This window comes from Massilia sp. HP4, assembly GCF_005222695.1.
Classification (GTDB): Bacteria; Pseudomonadota; Gammaproteobacteria; order Burkholderiales; family Burkholderiaceae_D; genus Telluria.
In genome coordinates, this window is the sequence record NZ_STGG01000053.1 from 23,986 (window position 1) to 45,967 (window position 21,982).

27 protein-coding genes are annotated in these 21,982 nt (G+C 67.5%); 24 read left to right on the top strand and 3 right to left on the bottom strand.

Annotation, left to right across the window (positions count from 1 at the left end):
- Nucleotides 1-12: 12 nt before the first annotated feature.
- Genes fliD (E8M83_RS20435) through flgJ form a run of 11 tightly spaced genes read left to right on the top strand, consistent with a single transcriptional unit; the run spans nt 13 to nt 7,942 of the window.
- Nucleotides 13-1,404 (top strand): flagellar filament capping protein FliD, encoded by a 1,392-nt coding sequence (gene fliD / locus E8M83_RS20435; RefSeq protein WP_137175193.1) that lies wholly within the window; start codon nt 13-15, stop codon nt 1,402-1,404.
- Between the two features lie 15 nt (nt 1,405-1,419).
- Nucleotides 1,420-1,809: a flagellar export chaperone FliS gene (gene fliS / locus E8M83_RS20440; RefSeq protein WP_137175194.1), complete on the top strand. Its 390-nt coding sequence runs from the start codon at nt 1,420-1,422 to the stop codon at nt 1,807-1,809.
- Entirely contained in the window at nt 1,802-2,119 is a 318-nt protein-coding gene (locus tag E8M83_RS20445) for a hypothetical protein (protein WP_137175195.1), read from the top strand. The genes fliS and E8M83_RS20445 overlap by 8 nt, the downstream gene beginning before the upstream one ends.
- Before the next feature lie 8 nt (nt 2,120-2,127).
- Nucleotides 2,128-3,363, top strand: a complete 1,236-nt coding sequence (locus tag E8M83_RS20450) for a flagellar hook-length control protein FliK (protein ID WP_137175196.1) — start codon at nt 2,128-2,130, stop codon at nt 3,361-3,363.
- A 3-nt stretch (nt 3,364-3,366) separates the two neighbouring features.
- The gene (fliL, locus tag E8M83_RS20455) at nt 3,367-3,816 is read left to right on the top strand and encodes a flagellar basal body-associated protein FliL (protein WP_137175197.1); all 450 of its coding nucleotides are present in this window, start codon (nt 3,367-3,369) and stop codon (nt 3,814-3,816) included.
- 31 nt (nt 3,817-3,847) lie between these two features.
- Entirely contained in the window at nt 3,848-4,579 is a 732-nt protein-coding gene (locus tag E8M83_RS20460) for a FliA/WhiG family RNA polymerase sigma factor (protein WP_137175198.1), read from the top strand.
- 31 nt (nt 4,580-4,610) lie between these two features.
- Nucleotides 4,611-5,522: a flagellar motor stator protein MotA gene (gene motA / locus E8M83_RS20465; protein WP_137175199.1), complete on the top strand. Its 912-nt coding sequence runs from the start codon at nt 4,611-4,613 to the stop codon at nt 5,520-5,522.
- A gap of 3 nt (nt 5,523-5,525) precedes the next feature.
- On the top strand, nt 5,526-6,473 hold the full coding sequence (locus E8M83_RS20470) for a flagellar motor protein MotB (protein ID WP_137175200.1): 948 nt from the start codon (nt 5,526-5,528) through the stop codon (nt 6,471-6,473).
- A gap of 29 nt (nt 6,474-6,502) precedes the next feature.
- A complete protein-coding gene (flgM, locus tag E8M83_RS20475; protein ID WP_137175201.1) occupies nt 6,503-6,766 on the top strand; it encodes a flagellar biosynthesis anti-sigma factor FlgM in 264 nt (87 codons plus the stop codon).
- Complete coding sequence (gene flgN, locus E8M83_RS20480; RefSeq protein WP_137175202.1) at nt 6,766-7,194, top strand: flagellar export chaperone FlgN; 429 nt, start codon at nt 6,766-6,768, stop codon at nt 7,192-7,194. The genes flgM and flgN overlap by 1 nt, the downstream gene beginning before the upstream one ends.
- Nucleotides 7,181-7,942, top strand: a complete 762-nt coding sequence (gene flgJ, locus E8M83_RS20485; protein WP_137175203.1) for a flagellar assembly peptidoglycan hydrolase FlgJ — start codon at nt 7,181-7,183, stop codon at nt 7,940-7,942. Before flgN ends, flgJ begins: the two co-directional genes overlap by 14 nt.
- A 4-nt stretch (nt 7,943-7,946) precedes the next feature.
- On the opposite strand, the gene flgA is transcribed toward flgJ, so the two are convergent.
- Entirely contained in the window at nt 7,947-8,609 is a 663-nt protein-coding gene (flgA, locus tag E8M83_RS20490; RefSeq protein ID WP_229491714.1) for a flagellar basal body P-ring formation chaperone FlgA, read from the bottom strand.
- A gap of 113 nt (nt 8,610-8,722) precedes the next feature.
- On the opposite strand from flgA, the gene E8M83_RS20495 reads away from it, so the two are divergent.
- The 13 genes from E8M83_RS20495 to fliD (E8M83_RS20555) all read left to right on the top strand — a co-directional run bounded on the left by E8M83_RS20495 (nt 8,723) and on the right by fliD (E8M83_RS20555) (nt 19,981).
- Nucleotides 8,723-9,082, top strand: a complete 360-nt coding sequence (locus tag E8M83_RS20495) for a flagellar basal body protein (protein WP_137175205.1) — start codon at nt 8,723-8,725, stop codon at nt 9,080-9,082.
- Between the two features lie 10 nt (nt 9,083-9,092).
- Complete coding sequence (gene flgC / locus E8M83_RS20500; protein WP_137175206.1) at nt 9,093-9,497, top strand: flagellar basal body rod protein FlgC; 405 nt, start codon at nt 9,093-9,095, stop codon at nt 9,495-9,497.
- Between the two features lie 2 nt (nt 9,498-9,499).
- The gene (locus tag E8M83_RS20505) at nt 9,500-10,183 is read left to right on the top strand and encodes a flagellar hook capping FlgD N-terminal domain-containing protein (RefSeq protein ID WP_137175207.1); all 684 of its coding nucleotides are present in this window, start codon (nt 9,500-9,502) and stop codon (nt 10,181-10,183) included.
- A gap of 14 nt (nt 10,184-10,197) precedes the next feature.
- Complete coding sequence (locus tag E8M83_RS20510; protein ID WP_137175208.1) at nt 10,198-11,382, top strand: flagellar hook protein FlgE; 1,185 nt, start codon at nt 10,198-10,200, stop codon at nt 11,380-11,382.
- A gap of 7 nt (nt 11,383-11,389) precedes the next feature.
- The gene (locus tag E8M83_RS20515; protein ID WP_137175209.1) at nt 11,390-12,115 is read left to right on the top strand and encodes a flagellar basal body rod protein FlgF; all 726 of its coding nucleotides are present in this window, start codon (nt 11,390-11,392) and stop codon (nt 12,113-12,115) included.
- 36 nt (nt 12,116-12,151) lie between these two features.
- Nucleotides 12,152-12,937, top strand: coding sequence for a flagellar basal-body rod protein FlgG (flgG, locus tag E8M83_RS20520; protein ID WP_170976876.1), 786 nt, complete (start codon nt 12,152-12,154; stop codon nt 12,935-12,937).
- On the top strand, nt 12,937-13,602 hold the full coding sequence (flgH, locus tag E8M83_RS20525; RefSeq protein WP_137175210.1) for a flagellar basal body L-ring protein FlgH: 666 nt from the start codon (nt 12,937-12,939) through the stop codon (nt 13,600-13,602). Before flgG ends, flgH begins: the two co-directional genes overlap by 1 nt.
- A gap of 8 nt (nt 13,603-13,610) precedes the next feature.
- Complete coding sequence (locus E8M83_RS20530; protein ID WP_137175211.1) at nt 13,611-14,729, top strand: flagellar basal body P-ring protein FlgI; 1,119 nt, start codon at nt 13,611-13,613, stop codon at nt 14,727-14,729.
- The gene (locus E8M83_RS20535) at nt 14,729-15,073 is read left to right on the top strand and encodes a rod-binding protein (RefSeq protein ID WP_137175212.1); all 345 of its coding nucleotides are present in this window, start codon (nt 14,729-14,731) and stop codon (nt 15,071-15,073) included. The genes E8M83_RS20530 and E8M83_RS20535 overlap by 1 nt, the downstream gene beginning before the upstream one ends.
- Nucleotides 15,074-15,173: 100 nt before the next feature.
- Nucleotides 15,174-16,553 (top strand): flagellar hook-associated protein FlgK, encoded by a 1,380-nt coding sequence (flgK, locus tag E8M83_RS20540; protein ID WP_137175213.1) that lies wholly within the window; start codon nt 15,174-15,176, stop codon nt 16,551-16,553.
- 10 nt (nt 16,554-16,563) lie between these two features.
- On the top strand, nt 16,564-17,463 hold the full coding sequence (flgL, locus tag E8M83_RS20545) for a flagellar hook-associated protein FlgL (RefSeq protein ID WP_137175214.1): 900 nt from the start codon (nt 16,564-16,566) through the stop codon (nt 17,461-17,463).
- Nucleotides 17,464-17,468: 5 nt separating this feature from the next.
- The gene (locus E8M83_RS20550) at nt 17,469-18,515 is read left to right on the top strand and encodes a hypothetical protein (RefSeq protein WP_137175215.1); all 1,047 of its coding nucleotides are present in this window, start codon (nt 17,469-17,471) and stop codon (nt 18,513-18,515) included.
- Nucleotides 18,516-18,652: 137 nt separating this feature from the next.
- The gene (fliD, locus tag E8M83_RS20555; RefSeq protein WP_137175216.1) at nt 18,653-19,981 is read left to right on the top strand and encodes a flagellar filament capping protein FliD; all 1,329 of its coding nucleotides are present in this window, start codon (nt 18,653-18,655) and stop codon (nt 19,979-19,981) included.
- Between the two features lie 28 nt (nt 19,982-20,009).
- Here fliD (E8M83_RS20555) and E8M83_RS20560 read toward each other — a convergent pair whose 3' ends face one another.
- Together E8M83_RS20560 and E8M83_RS20565 are read right to left on the bottom strand one after the other, a co-directional pair.
- Nucleotides 20,010-20,714, bottom strand: a complete 705-nt coding sequence (locus E8M83_RS20560; protein ID WP_137175217.1) for a TrkA family potassium uptake protein — start codon at nt 20,712-20,714, stop codon at nt 20,010-20,012.
- Nucleotides 20,707-21,981: a TrkH family potassium uptake protein gene (locus tag E8M83_RS20565; RefSeq protein WP_229491716.1), complete on the bottom strand. Its 1,275-nt coding sequence runs from the start codon at nt 21,979-21,981 to the stop codon at nt 20,707-20,709. The genes E8M83_RS20560 and E8M83_RS20565 overlap by 8 nt, the downstream gene beginning before the upstream one ends.
- Between the last annotated feature and the right edge of the window lies 1 nt (nt 21,982).

Consider the following 21,982-nt stretch of genomic DNA (forward strand, 5'->3'; position numbering starts at 1 on the left):
CTAGGAGCATTCATGGCAAACGTTATCACGGCACCAACCTACGATCCAATCCTGACCGCAAACGACCTGGCCGACAAGTACATGCTCGCGCGCCAGGAAATCCTGAAGAGCCAGAAGACGGCCGCGAATGCGATCGACAAGGGCCTGACCGACCTGAGTTCGGCGCTCACGGCATTCCAGACCAGCCTGGCCGCGCTCACCGGCCTGAACAAGACCCTGTACGCGCAATCGGCGGTTTTCGGCGACACGTCGATGGGCAGCGCCACCGCCAGCGCCACCGCGGCCGCCGGCACCTATTCTTTCTACGTCAAGCAGCTGGCCAGCGCCAGCCAGGTCGCGTATGCGGGCCTGGGCAACGCCACCGGCGTGAGCGGGAAGCTGGCGATCCAGATGGGTGGCGCCACCGCCTTCGAAGTCGATCTGGGCAATACCCCGCGCGACCTGACCCCGCGCGAGCTGGCGGCCGCCATCAACAGCGCCGAGGACAATGACGGCAAGGTCGTGGCCTCGGTGGTCAACACCGGCAACGGCACCTCGGAACTGGTGCTGACCGCCAAGGACACCGGCCTGGCCTCGAAGATCACGATCGGCACGGGCGGCCTGAGCGGCTCGATGGGCGCCGATCCGCTCGCCACCAAGCTCGGCAATGCCAACCTGCGCACCCTGGCCGCGGCGTCCGACGCCGAGATCCACGTCGGGGGCGAAGGCGGCACCGCGATCACCCAGGCCAGCAATACCTTTACCGCCATCGACGGCGTCAAGATGACATTCACCAAGGCCCACGCTCCCGGCGCGGCGCCGGTGACCCTGACCGTGAGCGCCGACGACTCGGCCACCGTCGCCAACGTGCAGGCCTTCGTGGACGCGTTCAACAAGCTCAAGGCCTCCCTGAACAAGCTCACCGCCGGCAACGACCCGGCCACCAAGGCCGACGACGGCGCCTTCACCAACGATAGCGGCGTGCGCGCGCTGAAGGACCGCCTGAACGCCCTGCTGCGTCCGGGAAGCGGCGAGTCGCTGGCCGCCTACGGCATCATCGCCACCCGCAGCGGCACCCTCGAGCTGAACACGGATCGCCTGCGCTCCCAGCTGGCGCTCAACCCGAACGGCCTGGATGCGGTGATTGGCTCGGCCTCGGCCTCGAGTCCGACCGGCATTGCCGGCGGCCTCGACAAGTACCTGAAAACGTGGAGCAACGGCGTCGACGGCCAGATCAAGCAGCGCCGCGACGAGAACGTCACCCTGCAAGACCGGCTGGCCGACCGCGAGGCCACGCTCGCGACGCAGCACAGGTCGGCCTATGACCGCTACCTGCGCCAGTTCACGCAACTGCAGACCATGCAGGGCGTGATGAACCATAACGTGACCTTGTTCGACGCCCTGTTCGGCAACGACAAGAACTAGAAAGAGCCCGACACCATGTCCTATCAGGAAGCCTACGGCGGCTACCATGCCGTCAACCTGGACGCGCAGACCTCGCGCGCCTCGCCGGTCGAGCTGGTCCTGCTGCTCACCGACGGCCTGCTCGACGAGCTGGCGCGCGCGCGCGCCCACATCGTCGCGCGCCGCTACGAAGCCAAGGCGGCCAGCCTGGACAAGTGCGTCGAGATCATCAATGGCCTGTCGAGCTCGCTCGACTTCGACAGCGGCGGCGAAACCGTCGCCAACCTGGCGCGCATCTACGACTTTTGCGCCACCCGCCTGTACGGCGCCGGCATCAAGCTCGACCCCACGATGGTGGACGAGGTGATCCAGGTCCTCACCACCATCCGCCAGGGCTGGAAAGGCGTGCAGGAACGCAATGGCTAGGACGCCGACCATCGAGCGCCTGGCGGCAGGCCTGCGTGACGCCAGCGCGCGCGCCGACTGGGACCTGCTCGAGCGCGCCGTGCGCGAGCTCGGGCCCCAGGTCGAGGCGCTGGCCGCGCGCGGCCCCTGGAACGCGGCCGAACGCGCGGCCCTGGCCGGCCTGCGCGCCGCCCACGATGGGGCGGCCCAGGCCTGCGCCGAGGCTGCCGCCAGCGTGCGCGAACAGCTGGGCGACCTGCACGACAACCAGGAAGGCCGCATGGCCTATGCCCTCGCGGGCGAACTCGAACCGGGTAGCACCACACAATGAATTTCTCCATGAATAGCGCGATGAATGCCATGAATGCCGTCGGCAACGCAGTTGGCAACGCAGTTGGCAACCCAGTGTCCAGGATCGCCGCCAACGGCGCGCCGGCCGACCAGGCCCAGGCGCCCGACGGCGTGCTCCTGCCGGGCGCCGGCCAGGCCCTGCCGCAGCCGGCGCTCCAGGTGCTGCCGTTCCAGCACTGGATTGGCGCCGATGGCGCGCTGCCGCCGGTCGATGCCGCCGTGCCGGTCGAGGGCGCCGCGCCCGAGGCCGCCCCGGAAGAGCTGGCGGACGAACAGCCGGACCAGACCCTGGCCGCCGAACAGGCAGTGGCGATCGACGCCGTGCTGGCCGCGATGACGCCGCAAGTCGCGCCGGCCGCGCTGCCGGCCATGATGCTGGCGATGTCGGGCGCCAAGCCGGGCGCCGCCAACGATGGCGTCGGGCCTGCCGCCGCCGCGCTGGCCGCGCTGGCCGCCGTGACCGAGGTGGCCGGCATGGCCGCTGCGCCCGACGGCCAGCCGGCAGTCGCGCCCCGCGCCGCGCCTGACGTTCCTGTCGCGCCGCTGCCGGTGGCTGCGCCGGCCACCCCGCGCACCGACGCCGCCGCCCAGCCGCTGCCGGCCACGCCGGCCGCGGCCCCGACCCCGGCCGCCCCTGCCGCGGCGGCCGGCGCCGCAGTCGATGGCGCAGCGCCCGACGGCGCCGACGGCGCGCCCACCACCGGCGCCACCGGCATCGCCGCCGGCCAGCCGGCCGCCGCGCGCGGCAACGCCAGCGTGGTGCTGGCCGGTCCGCCGACCGCCTGGCGCCAGACCCTGCACGAAGCGCTGGGCGAACGGCTCCAGCTGCAGGTCGGCCGCGGCGTCGAGCAGGCCACGATCCGCCTCGAGCCGCCGATGCTGGGCCGGATCGACATCTCGGTCCGCCATAGCGGCGGCAACCTGGAAGTGCATATCGCCGCCAGCAATACCGACGTGCTGCGCCAGCTGAACACGGTCAGCGACAGCCTGCGCAACGACCTGGCCGGCCGCCAGTACAGCAATGTCTCGGTCAATGTGAGCGAGACCCCGCGCGCACAGGCGAGCGCCCAGGCCGGCAACCAGCCGTCCGGCCAGCCGGGCGCCGACGCCCAGGGCCGCGGCCGCCAGCAAGAACAAGACGACCAGCGCCAGCGCACGCCCGGCCTGGCCCTGAACGATGCCGGCGACGCCGGTTCCCTGTTTTCGATGAACGACCGCGACTAGACCATGAAAGCAAAACTGATCATTGCATTTGCCGGCGTCGCTGTAGCGGCGGCGGCCGCCGCGGGCGGCGCCATGTGGTATATGAAGCCGGCCCCGGCCGACGGCGCCATCGCCCGGCCGGCCCCGGAAAAGAAACCGACCAAGTACGTCACCCTGGACAAGGTGATCGTCATGCTGCGCCGCGCGCCGAACGAGCAGGCCGCGCACTATCTGTCGGTCGACCTGGTGCTGGCCACCACCCCGGCCGAGGAGAAGGAAGCCAAGGAGCAGCTGCCGCTGCTGCGCAGCATCGCCGTGTCGGCGCTGTCGGCGCGCACCCTGGCCGAGGCATCCGCCATGACGGTCGACCAGTACGCGGAAGAACTGAACAAGGTGTTCAACGCCAACTATGAGAAGGAAAACCACGTCAAGCCGTTTTCCGAAGTCATGGTCGGCAAGCTGATCATCGAGTGACGCAGACACTCCCGGTGACCACGTGGCCTATATGACCGACTACCTCGACGTTGGCGCTGCCGCCGAATATGGCGACGCCCAGGCCGCCGCCGGCATGAGCGCGCAGGAAGAGGGGCGCCACCTGCTGGCCTACGCGCCGCTGGTCAAGCGCATCGCGCGCCAGCTCGGCAGCCAGGTCTCGGGAGCGCTGGGGCGCGAGGACATGGAACAGATCGGGCTGATGGGCCTGCTCGAGGCGCTGCGCCGCTACGGCCAGCCCGATACCGGGTTTTCGAGCTATGCGGCGCTGCGGGTGCGCGGCGCCATCCTCGACGAGCTGAGGCGCCAGGACTGGCGCCCGCGCGCCGTGCGCCAGGACAGCCACCGCCAGCGCGACGCCCTGCGCGCGCTCACGCGCAGCCTGGGCCGCGAGCCGAACGAGAAGGAAGCGGCAGCGGCGCTGGGCTTGAGCCCGGAGGAGTATCAACAGTATCTGCTCGACGACAGCGCCGAGGAAATGCTGAGCTTTGACGAAGTGTTGCAGGAAGCGGTCGCCGAAGCCCACCATACCCCCGGCCCCGAAGAACAGTTCATGGTGCGGCGCAGCCTGGAACAGGTGCTGTCCGCCCTCAACGAGAAGGAGCAGCGCGTGATCCAGATGATCTACGAGTTCGAACTGAGCTACAAGGAAATCGCCGCCGTGCTCGACCTGTCCGACGCCCGCGTCTGCCAGCTCAACAAGAGCGCGCTGGCCAAGATGAAGGCCGCGCTGCAGCGCGACTGACCCCATTACAGAGAAAATAAGGCCCTACGTCATGCAGCAATTACTCGGTATCGCCATCGTGCTCGGCGCCATCTTCGGGGGCTTCACCCTGATGGGCGGCACCTTTGCCTCGATCTTCCACCCGGTCGAGATCCTGATCATCGGCGGCGCCGCCTTCGGCGCGCTGGTGCTCGGCAATCCGAAGCACGTGCTGTCCGAGATGGGCCACCAGCTCAAGAAGGTCGCGGCGCGCAAGAAGCACGACTCGGAATTCCAGCGCCAGCTGCTGCTGTTGATGTATGAACTGCTGCAGACCGCCGCCGGCGGCCTGAAGGCGCTCGACGCCCACGTCGAGGCGCCTGCCGAAAGCCCGCTGTTCCAGCGCTATCCGGCGATCCTGGGCGAGCCCAAGCTGCTGGCCTTCATCGTCGACAACTTCCGCCTGATGGCCATGGGCAAGATCAATGCCCACGAACTCGAAGGCGTGCTGGAGCAGGAACTGGAAGCCATCCACGAAGAACTGACCCAGCCGTCGAAGTCGCTGCAGAAGATCGCCGAGGCGATGCCGGGCTTCGGCATCCTGGCCGCGGTGCTGGGCATCGTGATGGCCATGTATTCGGTCTCGGGCGGCGCCGACTCGGGCGAGATCGCCGAGAAAGTGGGCGCGGCCATGGTCGGCACCTTCATCGGCATCTTCTTCTGCTACGGCGTGCTGGAACCGCTGGCCAACCTGATGAAGCAGACGGTCAACTCGGACGCCTCGACCATGGAGACGGTGAAGGTCGTGCTGTGCACCCACGTGGCCGGCAAGCCCGCCCTGCTGGCGATCGACGCCGGCCGGCGCCTGATCCAGCTCAACACCAAGCCCAGCTTCGCCCAGCTCGAACAGTGGATCAATGCCATGGGCGGCGAAGACGAATCGCAGAACAAGCGGCGCCGCGGCAGCGACCGCATGGCGGGGTAACACGTGTCGAAACCGAACGACAAGCACGAATCGACCATCGTCAAGCGCGGCGGCGGCAAGCACCAGCACGACGAGCACGGCGGGGCCTGGAAAGTCGCCTTCGCCGACTTTTGCCTGGCGCTGATGGCCCTGTTCCTGGTGCTGTGGCTGATCGCCGCGCGCGAGCAGCAGAACCTGAAGGCGATCGTGCGCGACGCTACCGACAGCGGCATGCTCGAAGGCCAGGGCCAGAAGCCAGCCATCGCCAGCGAACCGAGCGGCAGCCTGATCGAGCGTTTCGAAGTGCCGCGCACCGGCAATGCCGGCACCAGCAATCCCGGCAGCCCGAGCGCACCGCGCACCGCTTACGAGACCCCGGCCGACCTGGCGGCCCTGTCGAAGGCCCTGACCGAGCTGTCGGTGAATGCCGGCCTGGCCTCCAACCTGTCTACTGTCGTCACGCCCTATGGCTTGCGCGTGATGCTGCACGACACCGACAAGCAGGGCATGTTCATGCGCGGCAGCGCGCTGCCGACCGGCCGCTTCGCGCGCCTGCTACAGAAGATGGGCCCGCTGTTCGCCCAGATGCGCAACCAGATGCTGATCATCGGCCACACCGATTCCAGCCGCTACGCCGGCGTGGACAAGGGCGGCTATTCGAACTGGGCGCTGTCGACCGACCGCGCCATGGCCGCGCGCACCCAGTTGCTCACCGGCGGCATGCAGAGCAGTACCGTGCTGCAGGTGGTCGGCATGGCCGACCGCGGTCCGCTGCACCCGGAAGACCCGCTCGACGGCATGAACCGCCGCATCGAACTCCTGATCCTGACCAGCGCCCAGTCGCGCGCGGTGGCGAATATGTTCGGCGCCCCGAGCGGCCAGGGCACGGCGCTGGGCAGCGGCGCAACGGTCACCATGCCGGATGCGACGGCACTGGAAGAACTGCGCGGCCAACTGCCGAAAACGCCATGACGATCCAAGCAAAATCCCGAGGTAACCGCATGAAAATTACCGGCTCGCCCGTCTCCACCGTCACCCTCGGCGCCCAGGCTGCGCCGGCGCCAGTCCAGGCCGAAGCGCCGGCAGCCCCGGCCGCCGCCCTGCAATCCGAGGTCTTGAAACCGGCCGCCGACGCCTTGCGTGCGCTGCCCGACTTCGACGCCGCCCGCGTGGCCGAGCTGCGCGATGCGCTGGCGCGCGGCGAGCTGCCGTTCGACCCGGGCCGCCTGGCCGGCCTGATCCAGAAATTCCACGGAGGTCGCTGATGGCCACCCTGACCCGCCAGCAGGCCAATGCGCTGCTGCTCGAAGGCGTCCAGCGCGACCTGGCCGAGTCCGCCACTATCCACACCCTGCTGGAAAAGCAGTTCGAAGCCGCGGTGCGCCACCGCAGCGCCGAACTGACCGCGCTGGCCGACGGCCTGGCGCCGCTGCTCGAAGCGATGGAAGCGCGCCGCCAGCAGCGCCTGCAACTGGTGCGCGCCCTGCTCGGCCCGGACGCCACGATGGCGCATTACGGCGCCAGCCTGGACACGGCCGCGCGCGCGGCCTTCGACGCCGCCTGGACCGAGCTGGAAGCCATCGTGCGCGCCTGCAAGGAAGCGACCACGCGCAACAGCCAGTTGCTGGCCGAGCAGTACTCGGTCATGCAGCGCGTGCTGCACGGCGAGGACGAACTCTATGCGCCACGCTGATTACGCCATCGCCCCGACGGCGCCGACCGCAGCCACTGCCGCGACGGGCGCCACCCGCCCGACCGCCGGCCTCGGCGGCGGCGAGGCCAGCTTCGGACGCGTGTTCAACGAGCTGCAGGGCGAAGTGAACGCCTACATCCAGCATGGCGACGCCGACGGCGGCGCCGCCAGCAGCCTCTCGGCCGAAGGCGCGCTGCTGCGCCTGCGCGCCCGCGGCCTGGTCATGGGCGAGGACGACCAGGTCGACGGCGCCGCCGCCAGCGGCGGCGCGGCCGCGAACACGCCCGAGCAGCAGGCCTTTTTGGACAGCATCGCGCCCTGGGCGCGCCAGGCCGCCGATCGCCTGGGCGTGGCCCCGGAATTGGTTCAGGCTCACGCTGCGCTGGAATCGGGCTGGGGCCAGCGTCCGCTGCGCACCGCCGACGGCGCGAGCAGCCACAACCTGTTCGGGATCAAGGCCGGCGCCAGCTGGCAGGGCGCGACCGGCGACTCGACCACCACCGAATACATCAATGGCGCGGCGCTCAAGACGCGCGAACGCTTCCGCGCCTATCCGGACGCGGCCAGCGCCTTCCAGGATTACGCCCGCGTACTGACCGACAATCCGCGCTACCGCGCCGCCCTGAACACCGGCAGCGACGCCCAGGCCTTCGCCCAGGGCCTGGCGCGCGGCGGCTATGCGACCGATCCCGGCTACGCCGCCAAGCTGGCCCGCATCGCGGGCAGCCTGCAGGGAGCGAAGCAGTGATGGCTTACTCGCCCAGCGGCATGTCGATCGGCTGCACGGCGCCGGCGCCCAGCACCCGCATGCGCACGACCTGCCCGCTGGCGTTGTTCTTGACCCGCACCACGGCGCCGCGCGCGCCGGCGTCGAGCGCCTCGCCCGCCATGCTGACCTCGATGCCGTCCTGGCGCGCCGTCATGACCACCGCGTCGCCGCGCTTGACGGCGATCGGCGCCACCAGCTGGCTGGCGCGCAAGACCTCGCCCGTGCGCAGGCTGCGCCGGCTGGACTGGCCGACGGCTTCGTCCAGCATGCCGATCGGATCGCGCACATTGGTGATGTCGCGCCGCTCGAGCGTGACGTCGGATTCGGAAAGTTCGCGGTTGGCCGCCACCGGGGCCGCCGTCACCGCCACCAGCGCCGAGACACGCGCGCGCACCACGAAGTCGTGGCGCCAGCCCTTGCCGTCCGGGCAGCGCGCAACGAAACGCATGCGCGCCGGCTGGCGGGTGTCGATCGCCTCGATGTCCACTTCGCCCTTGCATGCGGGGGCCGGACGGCTGCTGGCCACCGTGAGATCGAATTGCGGATCGCCCAGCCCGACCGCATCGGCGCCTTTTTCAAGCTGCTCGCGCGCGGCTTGTTCTATTTGTACGGAAATAGTTTGCGCCGACCACGCTGTGGTGCACAACAGACAGATTACAATACTTGTTGTTGCCTTACGGAAAGCAATCATCGGACAATACGGGTCAGGCGGAAAGACCCATTCTACCCAAACTAACTGCAGTTCACTGGAGAATCGCCATGTCGATTAATTTCAAGGAAGCACTCGGCGTCAGCGCCGACGCGCTCCAGCTGCGCGCCGAACGCACCCGCGTGCTGGCCGCGAACATTGCCAACGAAAGCACTCCGGGCTATACGGCGCGCGACATCGACTTTGCCAGCGTGATGCAGGACCAGATGGATGCCGAGGATGGTGCCCCGACCCTGTCGGCCGAGGGCCCGCTGTACCGCGTACCCTTCCACCCCAGCGCCGACGGCAATACCGTCGAGATCGGCGTCGAACAAGCCGCCTTTTCGCAGAACGCCTCCGATTTCCAGACTAGCCTGACCTTCATCAATATGAAGCTGCGCGGCCTGAACAAAGCCATCAGCGGCCAATAAGGAGCGCAGAGTGAGTTTCAAGGACATTTCCCAGATCGCAGGGTCGGCCATGGCGGCCCAGACCGTGCGCATGAACACGATCGCCAGCAACCTGGCCAACGCGAATGCCTCGGCCACCACCGAAGCCGAAGGCTATCGCGCCCGCAAGCCCGTATTTGCGGCCATGCTCGACGGCGAAGGCGTGGCCAAGGTGCAGGTGCTGGACGTGGTGCAGTCGAGCGAGCCGCTGCGCCGCATGCACGAGCCGGATAATCCCTTGGCCGACGCCGACGGCATGGTGTATTACGCCAACGTGAACGAAGTGGCCGAGATGGCCGATATGATGGCCGCCTCGCGTGCCTTTGAAACGAACGTCGAGGTCATGGGGCGCATCAAGTCGATGCAGGCGTCCCTGATCCGCATGGGAGAAAGCTGATCATGGTTACATCCACCAATGGCTTCGGCTTCAACAGCAACTACAGCAATACCAGCGACCGCCCGGCCGGCGTGCCGATGAGCGAGAACAAGGACATGTTCACCAAGCTGCTGGTCGCGCAGATCCGCAACCAGGATCCGCTGGCGCCATCCGATCCGGCCACCTTCGTGAACCAGCTGTCGCAGCTGGCGCAGACCGAGGCGATGGAAAACATGACCCAGACCACCGCCGCCAGCGCCACCATGCTGCAAAGCCTGCAGGTGCTGACGATGGGCGGCCAGGTCGGCAGCCTGGTCTCGGTCGAGACCAAGAGCGTGCAACTGGACGATACGCCGATCACCGGCAGCGTGCAGCTGGAAGGCGCCAGCACCCTCACCCATGTGGTGCTGACCGACATCGCCGGCAAGGAGACCACGATCGAACTGCCGCCGCACGGCATCGGCGGCCAGGAATTCACGATCGATCCGGTCAAGCTCGGCCTGCCGCCCGGCAAGTACAGCATCGCCGCCAAGTCCTCGGACGAGACCGCACCGGCGGTCGAGATCAAGGGCCGCCTGAACAATGTGCGCCTCGATTCGAGCGGCGGCATCCTGATGCATGTGGCCGGCGTCGGCGAAGTCGAGCCGGGCTGGATCACCGGTTTCCACGGTAAAGACAAATCCGCCGACCTGGCGTTCACCAACTAAACAAAGGATTCCCCATGAGCTTCAATATCGCCCTGTCGGGCATCCAGGCCATCAACGAGCAGCTGAACACCCTGTCGAACAATATCGCCAACGCCGGCACCTACGGCTTCAAGGGCAGCCGCGCCAACTTCTCGTCGGTGTACGCGGGCGACATGGCCAATGGCGTGCAGGTCGGTTCGCTGACCCAGGACATCGGCAAGAACGGCAGCCTGCAGACCACCGGCCGCGGCCTCGACGCCGCCATCCTCGGCCGCGGCTTCTTCACCAGCCGCGACGCCCAGGGCGTGGTGTCATACTCGCGGGTCGGCATCTTCAGCGCCAATGCCGACGGCTTCCTGGTCGACGCCACCGGCAAGCGCGTGCAAGGCTATGGCCCGACCCTGAATGGCGTGCTGGGTGCCATGGGCGACATCTCGATCCCGACCGGCCAGATCGCGGCCGTGGCCAGCACCCGCGTGGCCTACGAAGGCAATATGTCGCACGAGTGGCCGGTCAAGGACAATGCCGACTTCGACTTCGAGGATTCCAACACCTACAGCATGGTCAAGCAGTCGGTGGTCTACGATTCGCTCGGCACCCAGCACACCGTGTCGCAATATTTCGTCAAGAGCGACGACGACACCGTCACCGTGCACTACAGCGTGAATGGCGCGGCGCCGGCCGGCGCCGGCTACGACCTGGTGTTCGATGAAGACGGCAGGCTGCCGGTCGGCACCAATGGCCCCGACCTGACGATCAACGCCGCGGGCGCGAATCCGCTGGTGTTCGACTTCGACTACACCGGCACCACCAAGCTGGCCGGCGCCGCCACCAACACCACCAACCGCGCGGACGGCTACGCCTCGGGCACCTTCATCGGCGTGGAACTGGCCGAGAACGGCTCGATCGTCGCCAAGTACAGCAACGAGCAGCAACAGGTCGTGGGCACCGTGGCGATCGCCACCTTCCCGGACGAAGGCAGCCTGGCCCCGATCAGCGACACCAGCTGGACCGCCAACGCCAATTCGGGCGCGCCGCTGTACACCACCCCGGGCCTGGGCCTGGCCGGCAAGCTGTCCAAGGGCTCGCTGGAAGGCTCGAACGTCGACATCACCGCGGAACTGGTCGGCCTGATGACCTCGCAGCGCAACTACCAGGCCAACTCGAAGGTGATCACCGCCGAGAACCAGATGATGCAGTCGCTGATGCAGGCGCTGTAAGCGGCATATGGACAAGTTCATCTTCACCGCCGTCAGCGGCGCCCAGCGTACCCTGCAAGCGCAGCAGGTGCGCGCCAACAACCTGGCCAATGCCGATACCCCGGGTTTCCGCGCCAATATCGAACTGGCGTCGGTACAGGCGCTGGCCGGCTACGGCTATGACGACGTGCACCTGTCGCGCACCGAGGCCGACGCCATCTCGACCCGCAACGGCACGGTGCGCGACACCGGCCGCGCGCTGGACGTCGCCGTCAACGGCAACGGCTACCTGGCGGTGGAGTGGAACGAGGGCGAAGCCTATACCCGCGCCGGTGCGATCGCCATCGACGCCAACGGCGCGCTGTCGGTGGCGGGGCGGCCGCTGCTGGGCGAAGGCGGGCCGATCGTGCTGCCGCCGCACACCGCGGTCGACATCGCCAAGGACGGCACGATTTCGATCATGCCCGAAGGCGGCACCATCACCCAGATCATCGACCGCCTGCGCCTGGTCAGTGCCGAAGGCGGCCAGCTGGCCAAGAACGAGGCCGGCCTGATCGTGCCGCGCGACGGCGAACCGCTGGCGGCCGACCCGAACATCACCGTGCGCGGCGGCGCGCTGGAAGGCAGCAATGTCTCGGCGGTGGAAGAAATGGTTGCCGTGATGAGCCTGAACCGCAGCTTCGAGATGCAGATGAAGATGTTCAAGGCCAGCGACAGCATGAACGAGTCGGGCAACCGGCTTATCGGCGGCTGAGGCCGTCCGCACAGCATACATAGATAGGGAGCAAGCATGAATCCAGCAATGTGGATCAGCAAGACCGGCGTGCAGGCGCAAGACGCCAAGCTGCAGGCGATCGCCAACAACCTGGCCAACGTCAACACCGTCGGCTTCAAGCGCGACCGCGTCGTGTTCGAAGACCTGTTCTACCAGGTCGACGCCCAGCCGGGCGCCCAGAACGCGGACAACACCGTCAACGGCGGCGTCCAGCTCGGCAACGGCGTGCGCGTGGTCGGCACCCAGAAAGCCTTCACCAACGGCAGCCTGCAGACCACCAGCCAGCCGCTCGACGTCGCCATCTCGGGCGCCGGCTTCCTGCAGGTGCTGCGTCCGAACGGCGAACCGGCCTATACGCGCGCCGGCCAGCTGAAGGTCGATCCGAACGGCACCCTGACCAATGCCCAGGGCCTGGCCATCGTGCCGCAGATCACGATTCCGCAAAATGCGCAGCGCGTGACCATCGGCGAGAACGGCGTGGTCTCGGTGACCTTCGCCAACCAGCCGAACCCGCAAGAGGTCGGCCAGATCAACCTGACCGGCTTCATCAACCCGACGGGCCTCCTGGCCCTGGGCGACAACCTGTTCCAGGAAACGGCAGCCAGCGGCGCGCCGAATGAAGGCCGTCCGGGCGACGACGCTTTCGGCCAGCTCAAGCAGGGCATGCTGGAAGGCTCGAACGTGCAGGTGGTCGAAGAGATGGTCGACATGATCGCGGCCCAGCGCACCTACGAGATGAACACCAAGGTGCTGTCGGCCGCCGACAATATGCTGCAATACCTGTCGCAGGCAGCGCGCTGATGAAAACCCTCGCCGCCCTGCTGTCGCTGTTGCTCGGCCTTATGGTCCTCGCCGGCTGCGCCTCGCCGATGCAGGTCGCCATGCGCGACGACGATGACGACCACATGCCGCTGCAGCGCATGTCGCGCGGCGGCGTCTCGGGCGGCGTGTTCACCGCCGACACCGTCTCGCTGACCTCGGACAGCCGCGCCTACCGCGTGGGCGACGCCGTCACCGTGATCCTGCAAGAAACCACCCAGGCCAGCAAGCGCGCCGGCACCAGCATTTCCAAGGGGTCGTCGATCGGCATTTCCCCGCTTGCCGCGCTGGGCAAGGTCTACGACAAGGCGGCGGTCGATATCACGGCCGAGCGCGACTTCCAGGGCGATGCCACCAGTACCCAGCAGAACGCCCTGTCCGGTTCGCTCACCGTGATCGTGCAAGAGGTGCTGCCCAACGGCCTGTTGCGCGTGGCCGGCGAAAAGAACCTGATGCTGAACCAGGGCGAGGAATTCGTGCGCCTGAAGGGCTTCGTGCGCTCCGCCGACGTCGACGCCGACAACCGCGTGTCGTCGCTGCGCGTGGCCAATGCCCGCATCGCCTACTCGGCGCGCGGCGCGCTGGCCGACGCCAACCAGCCGGGCTGGCTGACGCGCTTCTTCAACAGCCCCCTGATGCCGTTCTGAGGACAACCATGAACCCGCGCCGCATTGCTCGCATTGCTCCATTCCTGCTCGCCGCCCTGCTCGGCTGCGCCATCCTGCCGGTGCAGGCCGCGCAAGCCCTGCGCAACCTGGTCAGCGTCGAGGGCGTGCGCGAAAACCCGCTGGTCGGCTATGGCCTGGTGGTCGGCCTGAACGGCTCGGGCGACTCGACCCAGGTCAAGTTCGCCAGCCAGTCGGTCATCAATATGCTCAAGCAGTTCGGCGTGCGCCTGCCCGAAGGCGAGGATGCCAAGAACAAGAACGTGGCCGCCGTCATGGTCTCGGCCACCTTCCCGCCCGGCTACCGCCGCGGCCAGGCCATCGACGTCACGGTCTCGTCGCTGGGCGACGCCAAGAGCCTGCGCGGCGGCACCCTGCTGCTGACCCAGCTGCGCGCGGCCGACAACGAGATCTACGCCCTGGCCCAGGGCAATGTGGTGGTCGGCGGCCTGAACGCCACCGGCAAGAGCGGCTCCTCGGTCACCGTCAACACCCCGACCGCCGGCCGGGTGCCGAACGGCGCCCTGATCGAGCGCGAGATCGCGACCGACTTCGCGACCCGCCCGCAAGTGCTGCTGCGCCTGCGCCAGCCGCATTTCGAGACCGCCACCAATGTAGTCAATGCGATCAACAAGCGCTACGGCCCGATCGCCACCACCCTGGACGGCACCAGCGTCGAAGTCATCGCGCCCGAGAATCCGACCGAGCGGGTGGCCTTCGTGGCCGGCCTGAACGCGATCTCGGTCGAAGCCGGAATCGAAGTGCCGAAGGTCGTGTTCAATTCGCGCACCGGCACGGTCGTGATCGCCGACGGCCTGCGCGTGAAGGCGGCGGCCGTGACCCACGGCGCGCTCAAGGTGATCATCTCGGAAAGCTCGCGCGTCAGCCAGCCGGGGCCGTTCTCGCGCGGCCAGACCGCGGTGACGCCGGAGTCGAAGCTGTCGGTCGACCAGGGCTCGGGCCAGATGTTCCGCTGGCCGCCGGGTGCGCGCCTGCAAACCATCATCGACACCGTGAACAGCCTGGGCGCCTCGCCCGACGACATCATGGCGATCCTGCAGGCCCTCGACCAGGCCGGCGCGATCGAAGGCGAACTGGTGGTGATCTGATGCGCATCGATCCCCTTCAGAACGGCCTGCAGGGCGCCGCCAACGACGCACCGGTCGCTCCCGGCGCCGGGCAGCCCGAACACGACCCGGCCTACGTGGCGAAAGCCACCCAGGCCGCGGTCGAGTTCGAACGCTTCTTCATCAGCCACATGCTGCGCACGATGCGCGCCTCGACCCGCGAAATGGCGAGCGAGGACAGCGTCTTCAACAACCGCGTCAACCAGGACATGCAGGACATGGCCGACGACCTGGTGGCCGGCAATATGGCTGGCCAGCGCGCGTTTGGCATCGCCGACGCCATCCTGCGCCAGCTCGTGCCTGGCGCCATCACCGGCAAGCACTGAGCGCCCACCCGGATCGCGACCGATTACATAAAAAACTTAATAAACAGCAATAATTGGTCGCCTTCTCAGGTTAACCCTGTCTCGAGGACGAATCCGCACCATGACGATCATCAATAATGCCCTCTCCGGCGCCCTCGCCGCCCAGATTGCCCTGGCCGCCAGCAGCCACAATATCGCCAACCTGCAGACCAAGGGATTTACCCGCCAGTCGGCGCTCCTGATGTCGCTCGGTCCGGACGCCAGCGGCCGCTCGGCCGGCAACGGCGTGCAGGTGACCTCGCTGCTGCGTTTCTCGGACAACTACAAGACCCAGGCCATGTGGCGCGCCAATTCGGAACTGGGGATGTACTCGCAGTCGCAGCACTACCTGACCCAGCTCGAGAGCGTGATGGGCGACTCGTCGGCCAGCCTGTCGGCCGGCATCGACGATTTCTTCAAGGCGATCAATGCGGTGGCCGGCGATCCGGGCTCGACCCCGCTGCGCCAGCAGGTACTGACCGCCGCCAACCTGATGGCCGAGCGCTTCAATGGCCTGAACAACGTCTACAACACGCAGCTGACCTCGGTGCGCCAGCAGCGCAGCGCCCTGGTCGACTCGGCCAACGTCGACATCGCCACCATCGCCCGCCTGAACAAGCAGATCAGCGAGACCCAGGCCGGCGGCGTGTCGGCCTCGAGCCTGATCGACGCCCGCGACCAGGCCATCGACGACCTGTCGTCCAAGATGGCGCTGGAAGTATCGGACAACGGCGACGGCACCCGTGACGTCTCGCTCAAGAGCGGCCAGGCGCTGGTGATCGGCAGCATGCACGGCACCCTCAAGGCCGCCCCGACCGCCGATTCGCCGCAGGCATTCTCGATCACCTTCGCCAACTCGACCTTCACGCTCGACGCGAGCAAGATGGGAGGCCAGATGGGCGGCCTGACCCAGTTCGAGCAGAACACCCTGCTGCCGCTGCAGAAGGACGTCGAGATCCTGGCGCAAGAGATCGCCACTCGCGTCAACACCCAGCTGCAGCTCGGCTACAATGCGCCGGGCGCTGCGCCGAATGGCGTCCCGCTGTTCGTCTTCACCCCGGGCAATGGCTCGAACATGCTCAAGACGGTCGAGGGTTTCAAGGCCCAGGACCTGGCCTTCTCGAGCGACGGCCTGCCGGGCGACACCGGCAACCTGCAAAAGCTGGCTGCGCTCAAGAGCCAGCCGATCACCGGCCTGAGTATCGGCAACGTGCTGCTGAGCGACGCCGACACCCAGTTGCTGGGCAAGCTGGCCGTGGACAGCAAGATCAACAAAGCGTCGCTGAAGACCACCGACACCGTGCGTGTCCAGTCGATCAACGACTGGCAGTCGACCAGCGGCGTCAGCGAAGACGAGGAGGCGGTCAAGCTGGTGGAGTTCCAGCGCATGTACCAGGCGAATATGCAGGTGATCACGATCGCCAACTCGCTGTTCGACGCCACCCTCGCCATGATGCGTTAAGGAGAACCCCATGCGTATCGCTACCGCCCAATACCAATCGACGATGAACCAGTCGCTCCAGAACAATCAGGAGCGGCTCAGCTACATCATGCGCCAGCTGGACAGCCAGAAGCGCATCCTGCTGCCCTCGGACGACCCGGTCGACAGCGTGCGCCTGTCGCGCCTGGCGCGCGAGGAATCCACCGTCGGCCAGTACCGCAGCAATATCGGCTCGCTCCAGCTGCGCCTGACCAAGTCGGAAGGCTATCTGAGCAATATGGTTACCGAGATGATCTCGGGCCGCGACCTGATGGTATGGGCCCTGGACGGCGGCAATGCCCCGGACGACCTGAAAGCCATGATCGCGCCGCTCGAATCGCTGCGCGACAGCCTGTTCTTCACTGCCAACACGATCGACGAGGAAGGCAACTACCTGTTCTCCGGCACCGCGACCAAGACCGCGCCGATGGTACGCGACGCGGCCGGGCTGTACACCTTTGCAGGCAACACCAATTCGCAGGACGTCGTGGTCGGCAATGGCCTGACCCAACCCGCCAATGAAAACCTGGCCGGCCTGGACAAGTTGCTGAACCAGCTCGAAGCCAGCATCACCGCCCTGAAAACGCCGGGCGCCACGCCGAACGATCCGGCCATCCGCGCCGTGCTGGCCGCCAACCTGACCGGCTTCGACGAGGCCCAGGCCCTGATCTCGGGCAAGGTCGCCAACCTGGGCGGGCGCCAGAACATCATCAAGACCCTGGACGACAACCACGCCAACATCAGCCTGTCGAACAAGATGGCGATCGTCGACATCGGCGCGCTGGACGTCGGCATCGCCGCCACTGAGCTCAACGGTTACACCACCGCCCTGCAGGCAACCTACAAGGCCTATGCCAAGATCGGCAACCTGTCGCTGTTCAACGCGATCTGACAGTCATGGAAGCACTGCTCAGACCAACCAGCGCAACGGCCGCCACCAGCGGCGCCAACGCTAACGGCGCCGTCGTCAGCGGCAATACCGGCGCCCAGAGCACCGCTGCCACCGGTCGCGCCCATGCGGTGCCGCCGGCGGTCTCCGACAGCCGCGCCGTCGGCCGCAGCGCGCCGACCTCCAGCCCGCTGCGGCGCGGCATCGGCATGAACCAGAACCTGCAGAGCGAGGTCGCCCGCGCCCAGCAGGCGATCGACTACCTCGCCCGCATCGCCGGCCAGCTCGAGACGCTCAAGGCCGACCTGAGCGCGCGGCTGTCGGGCCGCGGCGCCGCAGCCTCGCGCGAACTCGAATCGCGCGTGCGCCAGCTCGCCGCCTCGCTCGAGGGCCGCCGCCAGCAGGCCGGCGACGGCGTCGACGCCGCGCTCGACTTCGACGGCGTGGCCGGCGCGCAGCAGCGCTTCCGCATCCAGGGCATGAATATCGCTTCGTTCAAGAGCAGCGGCACCCAGACCATGGGCTTCTCGGTCGGCAGCGCCGGCGGCCCGCAGCTGGCAGCGACGATCGAGCCCGGAATGACGCCGGAGGAAATCGCCCGGCGCCTCGACCGCACCCTGGCCCCGGTCAAGGTACGTGCCGGCCTGGACCAGGAAGGCGAACTGGTGTTCACCACGCGCGAATCGACCTTCGGCGGCATCAAGGACGCGATCGCGGTGACCGGCCGCGGCCGGGTCGACACGGTCGCCGTGCCGCCCGCCCTCGAGCCCAAGAACTGGGAGCTGGGCAATCCCGACGCCCTGCGCCAGAGCCTGCGCGAAGTGGTGCAGGCGCTGGCGCGCGTGCGCCGCTCGCAGGATGCGGCTTCGCTGGCCCTGAGTTCGGCCATGGCGAAGAACGCCCAACCCGCCATCCCGAGCGCCGAACTGGCGATGATCGCCCAGGATTTCACCGCCACTGCGGCCAGCCACGACTACGATTCGCTGCTGGCCATCACCTCGGCCCTGGTTGGCGTCAGCCGCGACCGGGTCACGGCCCTGCTCGGCATGCGCTGACCGGGCCCGGGTGGCCGGGACTTGACCGTTCCGGCTACCGATACAATCGATGACTGTTCACGATCGCATTTTCATGCGATAAAGCAAGGGTAGCAACCTTCGGTTGCACGGCGTTTCCAACCAGGATTATCCAAGCCATGCTGAGAACCACCACCACCGGACTGGCGTCCCAGCCCGCCGCCAGGCAATACGGCGACATGCGCACCAACCTGACGCAATCGCTGCTGGCCCAGAACCCCGGCCTGAAAGTCATCGACGCCCAGGTCAAGCGCGACGAGGCGCGCCTGTCGAACATCGGCAAGATGGCGCTGGCCCTGGACGGCTTCCGCTCGGTCGCGGCCGGCCTCACCGGCGGCAAGCTCGACATGCTCGCCACGGCCAGCGGCAGCGCCCTGGCGGCCAAGCTCGCCGCAGCTTCGGCCACGCCCGGCAAGTATGCCGTCGACGTCCAGCAACTGGCCCAGGGCCACAAGCTCCAAAGCAAACCGGTGGCGGACAAGGACGCGGCGCTGGGCAGCGGCGGCCCCAGCACGATCACGGTCGAGACCGGTTCCGGCGCCAATGCCAAGAAAACCACGATCCGTATCGAGCCGGGCGAGAACAGCCTGGAAGGCATTGCCAAGGCCATGCGCGAAGCCGGCCTGGATGCCGAGGTCAGCAAGGATGGCGACGGCTATTCGCTGAGCCTGACCGGCGAGACCGGCGCCGCCAACGGCATGCGCGTCAGCGTCGCCGGCGACCCGGTCCTGGGCGGCATCTTCTCTTACCAGCCGGGCAAGGAAGGCGGCATGCAGCAAGTGGCCGAGGCCCGGGATGCACGCGTGGTGGTCGACGGCAAGACCGTCACCGCAGCCACCAACTCGCTCACCGAGGCGATTCCCGGCCTGAACCTGACCCTGAAAGAGACCGGCAAGAGCGAGGTCGAGGTGCGCAGCCACCCGGCCGCCATTGCCGGCAATGTGAAGGATTTCGTCAAGGCCTTCAATGACCTGAACACGCAGCTGGGCAAGCTGGAAACGGGCGACGCCCGCTCCGACACCACCCTGCTGCGCATGAAGGCCCAGATCGGCAACATCGTCAACAGCAGCGCCGTGCGCGACCTGGCGGCTTTTGGCATCACGCAAAAGGATGGCGCGCTGGTGCTGGACGAAGACAAGCTCAAGGCAGCGATCGCGGCCGACCCGGCGCGCGCCAATAAGGTGTTCAGCGACAAGGGCGGCCTGGCCGACCGCCTGGTGGCCCAGGTCGACAAGCAGATCGGCACCACCGGCACCCTGGGCGTCGAGGCGGCCAGCGTGCTGCGCGAGCGCGACCGCCTGCTCGACCAGCGCGACAAGGTGATCGACACCGTGACCCGCCAGGCCACGCTCATGGCCCAGCAATACCAGATGGCCGGGTCCGGCAACGGGCTGCTGTTCGGCGGCGGTGCGGGTCGGCCGATGTCCTTGTTCGACTATATGGCCTGACAGCGGGCGCCGCGCCGCAACGGCCAGGCTAGCGCCGCCTGCCCCGCTTCTCGCCTGCGGCGAACAGTTCGATCTTCTTGGTCGGACCTGACACGATCAGCAGGTCGGCCGGCAGGATGCGCGTCTCGGGCAGCGCATGCTGGAAATCCGCATTGGCCCGCTTGACGCCCACCACGGTCACGCCGAAGCGCGAGCGTACATGCGATTCGGCCAGGGTGACGTCGTGCGTTTCCACCGGCGCATGGATCTTGGCGATCGCAAATCCGTCCTCGAATTCGATGAAGTCCATCATGCGCCCGGTGATCAGGTGCGCCACGCGCGCGCCCATGTCGGCTTCCGGATACACCACGTGATGGGCGCCGATGCGCTGGGCGATCTGGCCATGTTCGGGCGTCATCGCCTTCACCCAGATATCCTTGATGCCCAGTTCGGTCAGCACCATCAGCGTCATCAGGCTGGCCGCCAGGTCGGAGCCGATCGCCACGATCGCGTGCGAGAAATCGGCCACGCCCAGCTGCAGCATGACGTTCTCGTTGGTCGAATCGGCCTGCACCGCGTGCGTCAGGCGCTCGCTCCAGAGCTGCACCAGGTCTTCCTTCTCGTCGATGCCCATGACGTCATGGCCGAGGCGCATCAGGGATTGCGACACCGCCCCGCCGAAACGGCCAAGGCCGATGACGACCACGCTGTCGCCCGCCGAAAACGCGAACTGTTCTGTGAAAATTCTACCCAACAATTGGATGGTCCTCCGGATAACGGTATGGCATGCGGCGTTCGCCGAGCACCAGCGAAGTGGCCAGGGTGATCGTTCCCACCCGGCCGATGAACATCAGGGCGGTCAGCACCAGTTGCCCCGCCACCGGCAACTCGGCGGTGATGCCGGTGGACAGGCCGGTGCTGCCGAATGCCGCGACGACCTCGAAGATGACCCGGTCGAGCGGGAAGTGCGAGATCCCGAGCAGCGCCACGGTGCCGAAGGCGACGATCACGCTGCCCAGCACCAGCACCGTCACCGCCTGGCGCTGTGCGGAGACGGCGACCCGGCGCCCAAAGGCCTCGGTATCGGTATGCCCACGCGCTTCGGCGATCACGAGCATGACCAGGATCATGACCGTGCCCACCTTGACGCCGCCGGCAGTGCCGGCGCTGCCGCCGCCGATGAACATCAACAGATAATGCAGCGCCCAGCTCTCGGGCGCAAGCGCGGCGAAGTCGACGGTGTTGAAGCCGGCGGTGCGCGCCGCCACCGAGATGAACATGCCGTTGAGCAGCCTGTCGCCGAACGGCAAGCCACCGAGGGTCGCGCCATTATTCCATTCGAACAGCAGGATCGCGACGAAGCCGCCGGCCAGCAACGCCGCAGTGCCCACCAGGGTGAGCTTGGTATGCAGCGACCAGTGGCGCGGATCGTGCAGGCGATGGCGCAGGTCGTGCAGCACCGGGAAACCGATGCCGCCCACCACGATCGCCACCATGACTGGCACCAGCACCAGCGCGTCGCCCGCGTAGCGCGTCAGGCTGTCGGCGTGCAGCGAGAAGCCGGCGTTGTTGAAAGCCGAGACGGCGTGGAACACGGCGCTCCAGGCCGCTTCGCTCCAGGCCAGGTCGTGGCCGAACACCATCCGCGCCAGCAGGATCGCGGCAATGGCGAGCTGCAGGACCAGCGTGACCACGAACACCACGCGCGCGACGCTGGCGATGTCGCCCATGCCCAGCGAGCGGGTCTCGGTCTGCGTGATCAGTCGCGTGCGCAGGCGCGACGAGCGGTTGACCATCAGGCCCAGCAAGGTGGCGGCGGTCATCATGCCGAAGCCGCCGAGCTGGAACAGCACCATGATCGCGGCCTGGCCGAAGCCCGACCAGTAGCTGCCGGTATCGACCACCACCAGGCCGGTGACGCAGATGGCCGAAACCGATGTGAAGAAAGCCACCATCAACGGCGCCGACTGGCCGTCGGCGCGCGCCGACGGCAGCATCAGCAGGATGGTCCCAGCCAGGATC

Excerpts from the sequence above, each read along its gene's own strand:
- fliS (WP_137175194.1), top strand. The coding sequence starts at position 1,420 with ATGTCCTATCAGGAAGCCTACGGCGGCTACCATGCCGTCAACCTGGAC.
- E8M83_RS20550 (WP_137175215.1), top strand. The coding sequence starts at position 17,469 with ATGGAAGCACTGCTCAGACCAACCAGCGCAACGGCCGCCACCAGCGGC.
- E8M83_RS20530 (WP_137175211.1), top strand. The coding sequence starts at position 13,611 with ATGAACCCGCGCCGCATTGCTCGCATTGCTCCATTCCTGCTCGCCGCC.
- E8M83_RS20460 (WP_137175198.1), top strand. The coding sequence starts at position 3,848 with ATGACCGACTACCTCGACGTTGGCGCTGCCGCCGAATATGGCGACGCC.
- flgK (WP_137175213.1), top strand. The coding sequence starts at position 15,174 with ATGACGATCATCAATAATGCCCTCTCCGGCGCCCTCGCCGCCCAGATT.
- flgL (WP_137175214.1), top strand. The coding sequence starts at position 16,564 with ATGCGTATCGCTACCGCCCAATACCAATCGACGATGAACCAGTCGCTC.
- E8M83_RS20445 (WP_137175195.1), top strand. The coding sequence starts at position 1,802 with ATGGCTAGGACGCCGACCATCGAGCGCCTGGCGGCAGGCCTGCGTGAC.
- fliL (WP_137175197.1), top strand. The coding sequence starts at position 3,367 with ATGAAAGCAAAACTGATCATTGCATTTGCCGGCGTCGCTGTAGCGGCG.
- fliD (WP_137175216.1), top strand. The coding sequence starts at position 18,653 with ATGCTGAGAACCACCACCACCGGACTGGCGTCCCAGCCCGCCGCCAGG.
- fliD (WP_137175193.1), top strand. The coding sequence starts at position 13 with ATGGCAAACGTTATCACGGCACCAACCTACGATCCAATCCTGACCGCA.
- flgN (WP_137175202.1), top strand. The coding sequence starts at position 6,766 with ATGGCCACCCTGACCCGCCAGCAGGCCAATGCGCTGCTGCTCGAAGGC.
- flgJ (WP_137175203.1), top strand. The coding sequence starts at position 7,181 with ATGCGCCACGCTGATTACGCCATCGCCCCGACGGCGCCGACCGCAGCC.
- flgM (WP_137175201.1), top strand. The coding sequence starts at position 6,503 with ATGAAAATTACCGGCTCGCCCGTCTCCACCGTCACCCTCGGCGCCCAG.
- motA (WP_137175199.1), top strand. The coding sequence starts at position 4,611 with ATGCAGCAATTACTCGGTATCGCCATCGTGCTCGGCGCCATCTTCGGG.
- flgH (WP_137175210.1), top strand. The coding sequence starts at position 12,937 with ATGAAAACCCTCGCCGCCCTGCTGTCGCTGTTGCTCGGCCTTATGGTC.
- E8M83_RS20495 (WP_137175205.1), top strand. The coding sequence starts at position 8,723 with ATGTCGATTAATTTCAAGGAAGCACTCGGCGTCAGCGCCGACGCGCTC.
- E8M83_RS20505 (WP_137175207.1), top strand. The coding sequence starts at position 9,500 with ATGGTTACATCCACCAATGGCTTCGGCTTCAACAGCAACTACAGCAAT.
- E8M83_RS20535 (WP_137175212.1), top strand. The coding sequence starts at position 14,729 with ATGCGCATCGATCCCCTTCAGAACGGCCTGCAGGGCGCCGCCAACGAC.
- E8M83_RS20450 (WP_137175196.1), top strand. The coding sequence starts at position 2,128 with ATGAATAGCGCGATGAATGCCATGAATGCCGTCGGCAACGCAGTTGGC.
- E8M83_RS20510 (WP_137175208.1), top strand. The coding sequence starts at position 10,198 with ATGAGCTTCAATATCGCCCTGTCGGGCATCCAGGCCATCAACGAGCAG.
- E8M83_RS20515 (WP_137175209.1), top strand. The coding sequence starts at position 11,390 with ATGGACAAGTTCATCTTCACCGCCGTCAGCGGCGCCCAGCGTACCCTG.
- flgG (WP_170976876.1), top strand. The coding sequence starts at position 12,152 with ATGAATCCAGCAATGTGGATCAGCAAGACCGGCGTGCAGGCGCAAGAC.